This window comes from Spirochaetaceae bacterium, from assembly GCA_009784515.1.
In the GTDB taxonomy this organism is placed as follows: Bacteria; Spirochaetota; Spirochaetia; order WRBN01; family WRBN01; genus WRBN01.
The window spans coordinates 1-7180 of the sequence record WRBN01000092.1 but is presented as its reverse complement, the minus strand read 5'-3'; the positions used below and the strand labels follow the sequence as shown (position 1 = coordinate 7180).

General features: G+C 43.8%; 5 protein-coding genes. 2 read left to right on the top strand and 3 right to left on the bottom strand.

Translation table 11 applies throughout. From position 1 onward, the window contains the following. Positions 1–198: 198 nt before the first annotated feature. The gene (locus FWE37_08635) at positions 199–1695 is read right to left on the bottom strand and encodes a trypsin-like peptidase domain-containing protein (protein MCL2521045.1); all 1497 of its coding nucleotides are present in this window, start codon (positions 1693–1695) and stop codon (positions 199–201) included. Positions 1696–1865: 170 nt separating this feature from the next. Between FWE37_08635 and FWE37_08630 the strand changes: the two genes are divergently transcribed. Together FWE37_08630 and FWE37_08625 are read left to right on the top strand one after the other, a co-directional pair. After that, positions 1866–3440, top strand: a complete 1575-nt coding sequence (locus FWE37_08630; protein ID MCL2521044.1) for a restriction endonuclease — start codon at positions 1866–1868, stop codon at positions 3438–3440. A 29-nt stretch (positions 3441–3469) separates the two neighbouring features. Beyond that, positions 3470–5071: a peptide ABC transporter substrate-binding protein gene (locus FWE37_08625; protein MCL2521043.1), complete on the top strand. Its 1602-nt coding sequence runs from the start codon at positions 3470–3472 to the stop codon at positions 5069–5071. A gap of 10 nt (positions 5072–5081) precedes the next feature. Here the strand turns inward: FWE37_08625 and FWE37_08620 are convergent, their stop codons facing one another. Together FWE37_08620 and FWE37_08615 are read right to left on the bottom strand one after the other, a co-directional pair. Further along, the gene (locus FWE37_08620; protein ID MCL2521042.1) at positions 5082–5429 is read right to left on the bottom strand and encodes a hypothetical protein; all 348 of its coding nucleotides are present in this window, start codon (positions 5427–5429) and stop codon (positions 5082–5084) included. Positions 5430–5471: 42 nt separating this feature from the next. Then, the coding region (locus FWE37_08615; protein MCL2521041.1) for an ankyrin repeat domain-containing protein at positions 5472–7180 on the bottom strand (1709 nt) is incomplete at its 5' end.

Genomic DNA, 7180 nt, shown 5'->3' with positions numbered 1-7180 from the left:
TCTACCGCTAAAGGGCAGCTGAGTAAAACTTTAGCGCCGGGCCGCTACCGCCTAGCGATTGATGCCACCGATGTTGCCGACCGCAGCATAACCAAACTTTACGAGCTAGTGGTGAGTTAAAGGTATTTAGCAGATGCAATAATAAACCCTCTTTATTAACAAAGAGGGTTTATTGTTACCGCAAAGATTATGCGGTAATTAATTTCTTTCTATACCAATATTAAGCCGTTGGTTACCGCGTATATAATCAAACCTAAAGCTGCCGCTGGTGTTGGCATTAAGGGCACGGTAAAACTCTTGGATACTGCTGATAGCGGTACCATCAATGGCGGTAATTACATCGCCCTGCCTTAAGCCGGCTATGGCCAAAATAGTACGCGGCTCTACACTGATGATGGCTACCCCTTGCACGTTATCGGCCAAACGTAAGTCGCGCCGTATTTCGTTGGTTAAAGGCATAGGCAGTAAACCGGGCCAAGCTTGTTGTACTTGATTATTGGTAGCTTCGTCATCGCCGCGCACACCAATGCGGGCGTTAATGGTTTGCTCACGGCCATCACGGATAACCACAATGGTAGCGTTAGAGTTAGCCGGTAAGCTGCCCACGATAGAGGTTAGCCTGCGGCTGCTTTCGATACGTTGATTATTAACACTGATAATTAAATCGCCGGGCCTAATACCGCTTAGTTCGGCCGGGCCGCCGCTTACTACACTGAGTACAATTGCCCCTTGTTGCTGGTTGCCAAAGCCGGCGCTTTGGGCGTAGCTGCTGCCGCCTAAAGCGGCCACTTCGTTAATGGTAATGCCAAGCCAGCCATGCTGGATAGTTTGCCCTAATTTAAGCATAGGGATAGCTGCCTGAGCGTTATTGATAGGGATAGAAAACCCCAGCCCAATCGAGCCGCCGTTTTGGGTGGCTATCCAGTTATTAATACCAATAACCTCGCCGCGTATATTGACTAAGGGGCCGCCGCTGTTCCCCTGATTAATTGGGGCATCGGTTTGGATAAAATCGTTAATGTTCCCCGATGGGCCGCCGGTGCGGCCAACGGCGCTAACAATACCGCGCGTTACGCTAAAATCGAACCCAAAAGGGCTGCCAATGGCTAACACCCAATCGCCCACATTTACGTCATCGCTGTTGCCCAGCTTAAGCGGCCTAATATTGGGGTTATCGGGGCCAATATCGGCACGGATAATGGCTAAATCCAGCCGTGCATCGGCGCCTAGTAGTTCGGCGTCAAAACGCTGGCCATCGTTAAAAGTAATACTAATTTCGGTGGCATTACCTACTACGTGGTGATTGCTTAAAATATAAACTAGGTTCCCTTCGCGCTCTATAATAAAGCCGGTACCTAACGAGCCGCTTCTAAACTCGCGCTCTTCGTTATTTTCGCCTTGGTTAAAAAAGAACTCCCACGGGGTACGGCCGCTGTTAGCCGGCGCCGTACGGATAGAAACTATATCGATACGCACCACACTGGGCAAAATGGCCTCGGCCAGTTGGTTAAAGGCCAAGTTAAATTGCTCCAGTACATTAATTTGGGCTGTACTTAAGATATTTTCTTGCGCATAAACCCGCTCGGGGCGGCTTACGCTGCCTAAATTAAGAACAACGGCTAAAGTTAAGGCTATAGTAAGAGTGGCCCCTAAAACACCGGCAACCACCGAGATAAAAAAATTTTTTTTCTCCATTAAGTAACTCCTCGTAAACTATTGCTATTAAATATACACGAAAATGCCAAAAAAATAAAGCAATCAAAACCGTTATTTTAGGTTTTTAACAGCTTTTTAATAAAAAAGTAATTAAATCGATTATGTAACCACTCATTGACAACCCTATATCCTGCACTGTATAGTAAGTTATGAACAAGCTTTACTATGGCGATAACCTCGATATTTTAAAACTATTAACCAAACAATACCCGCAAGGTTTTATCGATTTAATTTACATCGACCCGCCCTTTAATAGTGCCCGTAACTACAATATGCTCTTTGAAGACTTAGTGGCCGAAGCGGTAGATGGTAAACATACGGCCTTAAAGGAAGCCTTTAGCGATACTTGGAGTAATGTCAGCCTAAGCCACGAGTTAGAAGAAATTAAAGGTTACGCCGATATGCCTTTGCTCTACGATTTTTTACATGGTAATCGTAAAATATTTACCGAAGCCCAAATGAGTTATTTAATTATGATGGCGCACCGTTTATATTATATGCATAAATTACTAAAAGATACAGGGAGTTTGTGCTTACACTGTGACCCTACGATGAGCCATTACTTAAAGATATTACTAGATATAATCTTTGAATTAAAAAACTTTCAAAACGAAATTATCTGGCAACGCACTAATGCTCATAGCGACGCTAAAAAACGTTTTACTAAGGTAAGCGATACCATCTTTTTTTATAGTAAAAGTGAAAATTATTTTTTTAAGCCGCTGTATACCGAGCTTGATGAAAAATATATAAAAGATTTTTACAAACACAACGATAATGATGGCAAAGGTATTTATCGTTTAGGTGATTTAAGTAAGCCTTCTCCAACCTCTGGGTACAATTACAACTATAAGGGCTATGCACCACCTAAAAATGGTTGGCGTTGCCCGCCGGAAACTATGCAAAAATGGGACGAAAAAGGGCTCATTTATTTCCCTAAGCAAAAAACAGGCCGTTTGGCCTTTAAGCGTTATTTAAGTAATAGTAAAGGCAAGTTACTTGGTAATGTATGGGCCGATATTCCTAATGCGCAAGGTCAACAACGACTTGGTTATCCCACGCAAAAACCCGAGAAGCTTTTAGAGCGTATTATAACTTCATTGAGTGATGAGGGCAGTTTAGTGGCCGATTTTTTCTGCGGTTGCGGCACTACCGTAACAGTGGCCGAAAGACTGGGTCGTAAGTGGCTGGGGGTAGATATTAACCATTTAGCCATTAGTTTGATAGAAGAAAAACGTTTAAAACCTTTAAAAGCCAACTACGAAGTGATTGGCTTTCCGCGTGATATAGCCAGCGCCGAAAAGCTTGCTCGTGATAACAAAGATAAATTTGAGCGTTGGTTGGTAGAATATGTGTTGCAAGGGCACAAAACTAAAGCCACAGGTGATGGTGGTATTGATGGCCATGTAGTTTACAATATGGGTGATAAAAAGGTGCGGGCCGTTATCGAGATAAAGGGCGGCAATGTTACTATTGCTCAAATACGGGCCTTTAAGGATAGTATAGGTAAATTTAATGCCGATTTTGGTGTCTTTGTGGGTTTTGATAAATATTTTACCAAAGGTATGTATAGCGAGGCCGATGATTTAGGGTTTATAGATATAAAAACTTCGCTTTTTCATTTTGGGCATATCAAAAAAATGTATCTTATTACGGTAGAAGAAATACTAGCAGGCGCTATGCCGCAAGAGCTAGTTTTGCTTTCTCAAAATATTACTTATTAAAGATGTAGCAGCTATAAGGAATACACAATATGAAAAAATATCTTTATCTCTTTATTTTATTAAGTTTTAATTTAGGGTTTACCTCTTGCGGGCAAGTTCATCATCAAGAAGTAGAGTTTATCTTTGTTAATGGTATAGAACCTACCTCGCTCGACCCTACGCAAATTTGGAGTATCGCCGAAAGGCGCATTATGCACGCCTTATTTGCCGGCCTTACCACCTACGATAAATACGGTAATGTTATTCCGCAGCTGGCCGAAAGCTGGCAGATTAGCGATGATGGGCTAACTATCATCTTTAACATTAGGCAAGGACTAACTTTTAGCGATGGCCACCCGCTTACCGCCCACGAGGTAATAGCCAGTCTGCAAAGTATGCTTAACCCGGCTACGGCGTGGCCCGGTGCCGCTGCCCTTATCTTAGAGTACCTTGATGGCGAAGCCGCTTTAACCGGGCAAATACCGGCTAACGAGGCCCGAGCTTGGCAGCTACTGGATAGCTACACCATTAGGCACAATCGCCTTACCCCGATAGAGGTGCCCGATTTTGGCAGTACCGAACACATGATTAGGCCGATGCATGTTGTTAATGCTTACGGTAACCAGTGGACACGGCCCGAAAACTTTGTGGCCAGCGGCCCCTTTACTTTGCAAAGCTGGCTGCCGCAAGACCGGTTAATTTTAGTTCCTAACGAGCTCTATTTTAACCGTAGTAATGTTTTTATCGATAAGTTAGTTATTTTAGCCTTAAGCGATCAAACGGCTGCTTTTAATGCTCTGCGTAACGGTGAGGTAGATTGGATAATAGGCATACCGCCGGGCTTGGGGGCAGAGCCGATGTTTAGAGACGATTGGCAGCCCGGCCCAACAATGAGCACCGTCAACTTTGCTTTTAACACGGTGCACCTTAATTTGCAAGATGTTAGAGTGCGGCAGGCTTTAGCCCTAGCCATAGATAGAGCGGTTTTAGTGGCATTGCCGTTTTTAGCCGGCGGTCAGCTGCCGGTACACGGTTTTGTTCCTTTAGCTACCACCGGCGCCGGCCCGTATTTTTACACACATTTAGATAATAGTAATATTAATAACGATTTATATAACCCACAGTTGGCTAGGCAATTATTAGCCGAAGCCGGTTTTGCCGGCGGAGATGGGCTGGGTACCTTAACTTTTTTATATAACACTAACGAGGTTACGCGCTTAATAGCCGAATTTGTCGCTCATAGCTGGCAAACCGAGCTGGGTATTAATGTGCAGTTAATTAATATGGAGTGGAACAGTTTTTTAGCTAACCGCAGCCACCCCGATACTCAAATTTTCTTTTTTAGCTGGACTTCGCCGGCCAATACTCCTATCTATCACTTGCGTATTTTTATGACGGGCGACCGTAACAATTTTTTTAATTATAGCAACCCGCAGGTAGATGAGTTATTGGCTAGGGCATTAACGCTGCCGGTTAGCCAAGAGCGCACGGCTTTAATGCAGCAAGCCGAAGAAATTATCATTATAGAAGACCAAGCGGTGCTGCCGCTGTTTAATAATACAGTTAGTAACTTTATTAACCTTGATAAATGGGACGGCTGGGCGATTAACCCGCTTAACTGGCACATGTGGGAAGGCATTAGGCCGCGCTAATACGAGCGGCTTAAAAAGGGTTAAAAACCCATAAAAAAAGTACGGCTAAGGTAATGGTAACAACGGCGGTATCGCCGGCAAAAAGCTGGGCAGTTCTAAAGCGGTAAAGTTTGCGTATAAGCTCTTTGTTGGCGGTTTTCTCGGCGTATTCGTTAATGGCTCCCCAGCGGGCGTAGCGGGTAAGCTGGTGGTTAGCGGCTAGTCCCCAGCCCTCAAGCTCGGTAGTAAAGGCGCTAAATAAATATTTGAGCACTTTGCGGCGGGCGGCAAAAAATAACGATAACGATACAATAAAAGTTATGCTGCTTAAAATAATAGCACAAGCCGCCAGTAAATGGATTAGTTCTTCTCTCATCATCTTACGAATATAGCGATTTTTTTAAAGATAAGCTAGTGGTTGCTAATCATTTTTAGGTTGAGCCGCCGCTTGTTTTTTTATTAAACGGTGTAAAGGCGATTCTTCGTAGCCATCTTTATTTTTTGTGGTTTCTTTTTTTACCTCATTATTAGCAAGTGTTCCTTTAGAAAGCTGGCCGTGTGCGCCGCGCTGCTGTAAAAGAGCGGCCAATTCGCTAAAGTTATTCTGCTCGGCTAACTCAAGGGCTGTAAAACCGTTATTATTACGCCCATTAATTTTAATACCGTAACTTAGCAGTAAATCGATTAATTCTATTTTATTATGTAAAGACGCTAAATGTAAAGCCGTATGGCCTAAGTTATCGGTTAAGTTAATTTGGGCGCCGCTTTCTAAGAGTAGTTTAACCAAAATAGAACTATCTTGGTGGGTAATAGCTAAATGTAAAGCCGGTGTGCCCTCAAAACTAAAGCTATTAACATCGGCCCCTTTGTGCAGCAGGTCGTCAATATCCTCTAAGGCGCTGCCTTTAGCGATAGATTGCACTAACTTAAAGTTACGTATTAACTTTAGCATAATTTTATCGGTTGGCGAAACCCAATCTTCAAGGGGGCGGCCATAACCATCAATAATATTACTTTTAGCGCCGGCCATTAATAAGCTGTAAACTAATGAGGTATCGCCCCTTAACACGGCATAATTTAAGGCGGCAGCCCCTTTGTTATCCAGCTGGTTAATGGCTGCACCGTGTTTTAAGAGATACTCTAAAGCCGGTAGCTGGCCAAAGCGCGCCTCTATATGTAAAGCGGTTTGCCCATAATTATCTTTGGCATTAATATCGGCCCCGTGCTCTAAAAGTAAAGTGAGTATATCTTCTTTATTGGGGCCGGCGGCTAATTTGGTAGTAGCATGGATAGCCGTAGCCCCGTAGTTATTGGTAGCCTTTATATTAGCTCCGTTGGTTAACAAGACAGCCACCGTATGAAGCTGGCCATAACTTACCGCTAACCCCAGCGGGGTAATACCAAAACTATCTTTAGCATTAACATCGGTTTTGGCTAAGGCGGCTTGTAGTTTAGCCAAATCTTCGGGGCTAACTTGCTCCATTATTTTTTGGCTAAAATCTTTGCTGAGCGGTAAAGCAGCGGCCTCTGTCTCGGTGTTTAAAGCTAATTCGGCGGCCGGCCGGTTTGTCAGCGGCTCTTCGGGGGGATTATCTAAAATTTCGCTGGTTTTAGCTAAGCTATTTTGGATAACGGCAAATAAATCTTCGCCTTGAGGCAGCTCCGGTTCGGTTTGCTCGGTAACAATAAGTTCGGGCTCCGCTTCAGTTTCGCCGGTAAATTCGGATTCGGCCGTTAGGTAGGTATCGGTAGTCGCTTCACTTAATACCTCATCGGCTATCTCTTCATTATTTTCGTCGCTACTATCAAGAGCTTCGTTAGGTACTTCTTCTGTTACAGCTAAGTTATCCTCTGTGATACTCTCCGTATCTTCGCTGAGTACTTCTTCAATTATATCCAAGTTATCAGCTGTGATACTCTCAATTTCTTCGTGGGTTGGCTCAGCTAGTGGTAAGTCATAATCTATATTATCTTCGGTAGTTTCGTTTAGCACTCCATCAAATACAACCGGGTCATCTTGGATAGCGGCAATATCTTCATGAATAGCATCAATTAAACCGATAGTTTCTTCTATTTCCGGTGTTTCAGTAAAGTGAGTTTCGGTCTCCGGCGGTAACTCATCTGCTTGCT